General features: G+C 63.4%; 3 protein-coding genes. All 3 read left to right on the forward strand.

Annotated features, from left to right (window positions below):
• Positions 1 to 139 (forward strand): cytochrome oxidase putative small subunit CydP (cydP, locus tag P0D70_RS36315; protein WP_408188069.1); only part of this gene is annotated, 139 nt, incomplete at its 5' end.
• Entirely contained in the window at positions 129 to 1,733 is a 1,605-nt protein-coding gene (locus P0D70_RS36320; protein ID WP_091793600.1) for a cytochrome ubiquinol oxidase subunit I, read from the forward strand. The genes cydP and P0D70_RS36320, both read left to right, overlap by 11 nt.
• A 35-nt stretch (positions 1,734 to 1,768) precedes the next feature.
• The gene (cydB, locus tag P0D70_RS36325) at positions 1,769 to 2,905 is read left to right on the forward strand and encodes a cytochrome d ubiquinol oxidase subunit II (protein ID WP_091796840.1); all 1,137 of its coding nucleotides are present in this window, start codon (positions 1,769 to 1,771) and stop codon (positions 2,903 to 2,905) included.
• The last annotated feature ends 12 nt before the right edge of the window (positions 2,906 to 2,917 follow it).

The following is a 2,917-nucleotide window of genomic DNA, read 5'->3' on the forward strand; positions in this document are numbered from 1 at the left end:
ACTGCTGATGGCGCTCAAATACGCGTTCTTCAACCATCCACAGGCAGAGCACATGTCGCTCCCGCCTGAGCAAGTCGCGCAGGCGCTGCTGTCCGTGCCTGCCTCGCATCCGTCCCAAGGTGATCAACATGCCCGTTAGCGAAGTCGTAGAACTGTCGCGCCTCCAGTTCGCCATCACGGCGCTCTATCACTTCCTGTTCGTGCCGCTCACGCTCGGCCTGTCCTGGCTGCTCGTCATCATGGAATCCGTCTACGTGATGACCGGCAAGCAGATCTACAAGGACATGACCCAGTTCTGGGGCAAGCTGTTCGGCATCAACTTTGCCATGGGCGTCACCACCGGCCTCACGCTCGAATTCCAGTTCGGCACCAACTGGTCGTACTACTCGCATTACGTGGGCGATATTTTCGGCGTGCCGCTCGCCGTCGAAGGCCTGATGGCGTTCTTCCTCGAGTCCACCTTCGTCGGCCTGTTCTTCTTTGGCTGGAAGCGCCTCTCGAAGGTCCAGCACGTGGGCGTCACGTTCCTCGTCGCGCTCGGCTCGAACCTCTCGGCGCTGTGGATTCTGGTGGCCAACGGCTGGATGAACAATCCGGTCGGCGCCACCTTCAACTACCAGACCATGCGCATGGAGCTCGACAGCATCTTCTCCGTGCTGTTCAATCCGGTCGCGCAGGTCAAGTTCGTGCACACTGTCTCGGCGGGCTACGTGACGGCCTCGATGTTCGTGCTCGGCGTGTCGTCGTGGTATCTGCTCAAGCGCCGCGACACCGAATTCGCGCTGCGCTCGTTCGCGATCGCCGCCGGCTTCGGCCTCGCCTCCACGCTGTGCGTGATCGTGCTCGGCGACGAATCCGGCTACCGCACCGGCGAAGTCCAGCAGGTCAAGCTGGCCGCGATCGAATCCGAATGGGAAACCGCGCCTGCGCCAGCACCGTTTACGATCATCGGGATACCGAACCAGAAGGAAGAACGTACCGACTACGCGATCCGGGTTCCCTACGCGCTCGGCCTGATCGCCACGCGCTCACTCGACGAACCCGTGGTCGGCCTGAAGGACCTGATGGTGCGCAACGAGGCGCGCATCAGGAACGGCATGCTCGCCTACGCCGCGCTGCAGAAGCTGAAACAGGGCGACGTCACCGACGAAGCCAAAGCCGCCTTCGACGCGCACAAGCAGGACCTCGGCTACGGCCTGATGCTCAAGCAGTTCACCGCGAACGTCACCGACGCCACGCCCGACCAGATCACCCAGGCCGCAAAGAAAACGATCCCGCCGGTGGCGCCCGTGTTCTTCTCGTTCCGCCTGATGGTGGGCCTCGGCATCCTGTTCCTCGCCACCTTCGTGCTGGCGTTCTGGTTCTGCGCGCAGCGCTCGCTGCTGCTGGAGAAACGCCGCTGGTTCCTGCGCTGGGCCGTGTGGGCGATTCCGCTGCCGTGGCTCGCGGCGGAATTCGGCTGGATTGTCGCGGAAGTGGGCCGCCAGCCGTGGACCATCGCGGGCATTCTGCCCACCAGCCTGTCGGCCTCGAGCCTGACGGCAGGCGACCTGTATCTGAGTATCGGGGGCTTCGTGGTGTTCTACACGGTGCTGTTCATCATTGAGATCATGCTGATGTTCAAGTACGCGCGGCTCGGTCCCTCGTCGCTGCATACGGGCCGTTACCACCATGAACAACAGCCGCCGAATCAGCCGCTGAACCAGCCGTTGCCGACCAACACGGTCGCCTGATTCGCCGCCACCGAGTTTCAAGGGAAAAGATCATCATGGATTATGCAAGCCTCAAACTCATCTGGTGGGTGCTGATCGGCGTGCTGCTGATCGGCTTTGCGCTCACCGACGGCTTCGACATGGGCGCGGCGATCCTGCTGCCCTTCATCGGCAGGACCGACGCCGAGCGGCGCATTGTCGTCAATACGGTGGGCGCGACCTGGGAAGGCAATCAGGTGTGGCTCATCACCGCCGGCGGCGCGATGTTCGCCGCGTGGCCGCTGGTGTACGCGGCCTCGTTCTCCGGGTTTTACTTCGCGATGCTGCTGGTGCTGTTCTCGCTGTTCTTCCGGCCGGTCGGCTTCGACTACCGCAGCAAGCGCGAAGACCCGCGCTGGCGCAGTGCGTGGGACTGGGCGCTGTTCGTCGGCGGCTTCGTGCCGGCGCTGGTGTTCGGCGTCGCATTCGGCAACCTGCTGCAAGGCGTGCCGTTCTCGTTCGACACCGACCTGCGCGTCACCTATCACGGCGGTTTCTTCGCGCTGCTCAACCCGTTCGCGGTGCTGTGCGGGCTCGTGAGCGTGTCGATGCTGGCCGCGCACGGCGCCGCCTTCGTGAAGATGAAAGCGGACGATATCGTGGCCGAGCGCGCGTCGCTTGCGCTGCGCATCGCGTCGTTCGCGGCCGTGGTGCTGTTCCTGATTGCCGGCGCGCTGATCGCCACGATGATCGGCGGCTATCAGCTGGTCGACGCAGCGCCGCTCGATACGGTCGCCAATCCGCTGCTGAAGAGCGTGATCGGCGCACCGGGCCTGTGGCTCACCAACTACGCCACCTATCCGTGGATGGTGGCCGCACCCGTAGCCGGCCTGGTGGGCGGCGTGCTGGCCGCGTTGCTCGCGCGTTCGCGCTTTGAAAAGAGCGCGTTCCTGTCGACCTCGCTGATGATCATCGGCGTGATCCTCACGGCGGGCTTCTCGATGTTTCCGTTCATCATGCCCTCCTCGCTCGACGGCCGCAGCAGCCTCACCGTGTGGGATTCGACCTCGAGCCGCATGACGTTGCAGATCATGCTGATCGCCGTGATCGTGTTCCTGCCGATCATCCTGATCTATACGAGCTGGGTGTATCGCGTGATGCGCGGCAAGGTGACTGCGGCAGCGCTCGAAGAAAATCACCATTCGATGTATTGATCGCCAATACGC

The organism is Paraburkholderia sp. RL17-381-BIF-C, from assembly GCF_046026435.1.
Lineage (GTDB): Bacteria > Pseudomonadota > Gammaproteobacteria > Burkholderiales > Burkholderiaceae > Paraburkholderia.

Excerpts from the sequence above, each read along its gene's own strand:
- cydB (WP_091796840.1), top strand. The coding sequence starts at position 1,769 with ATGGATTATGCAAGCCTCAAACTCATCTGGTGGGTGCTGATCGGCGTG.
- P0D70_RS36320 (WP_091793600.1), top strand. The coding sequence starts at position 129 with ATGCCCGTTAGCGAAGTCGTAGAACTGTCGCGCCTCCAGTTCGCCATC.